The organism is Phocaeicola sp. RTP21198st1_B8_RTP21198_201120, assembly GCF_040929485.1.
Taxonomy (GTDB): Bacteria; Bacteroidota; Bacteroidia; order Bacteroidales; family Bacteroidaceae; genus Phocaeicola; species Phocaeicola dorei.
In genome coordinates, this window is record NZ_JBCOCI010000456.1 from 431 (window position 1) to 1,172 (window position 742).

Consider the following 742-nt stretch of genomic DNA (forward strand, 5'->3'; position numbering starts at 1 on the left):
CCAAATAGACAGGCTTCCTGCTGGCAGGATGATAGATTCTATTCTGAACGGTAAATTCGTACAGGGTGTCCGATATCGGACACCCTGTGTTTTTTGTTATCTTCTATTTATCAACCATTTACGATTTTGGCACAGATTTGGTATATGAAGTACCGAATTGATACATCATAAAATAGTAAATGATCGGATATGGACAGAGAAATTCCTAAAGAGGTACGTCAAAAAGAACGTAATAAGAAGATTATTCGTTATTCATCCATTGGAGTGGCAAGTATTATTGCCATCAGTGTACTTATATCTGTATTAAGGGCAGGAGTGGAGGCAAAGGATCTTGTCTTTTCCACAGTCGATAAAGGGGTGATTGAGGTAAGTGTCAGCGCTTCCGGTAAGGTTGTCCCTGCTTTTGAAGAAATTATCAATTCTCCGATCAACAGTCGTATTATTGAAGTCTATAAAAAAGGGGGAGATAGCGTAGACGTAGGTACTCCGATTCTGAAACTGGACCTTCAGAGTACGGAAATTGAATATAAGAAGTTGCTGGACGAGGAACAAATGCGCCAGTATAAGCTTGATCAGCTTCGCGTCAATAATCAGACGAAACTTTCCGATATGGCAATGCAGATTAAAGTGTCGGCAATGAAATTGAGTCGGATGAAAGTGGAGTTGAGAAATGAACACTATCTGGACAGCCTCGGTGCAGGAACAACAGATAAAGTACGCCAGGCCGAATTGAGCTATAATG

1 pseudogene is annotated in these 742 nt (G+C 40.7%); it reads left to right on the plus strand.

From position 1 onward, the window contains the following. Window positions 1–189: 189 nt before the first annotated feature. A pseudogene (locus tag AB5935_RS27235) lies at window positions 190–742 on the plus strand (efflux RND transporter periplasmic adaptor subunit); the annotation flags it as partial.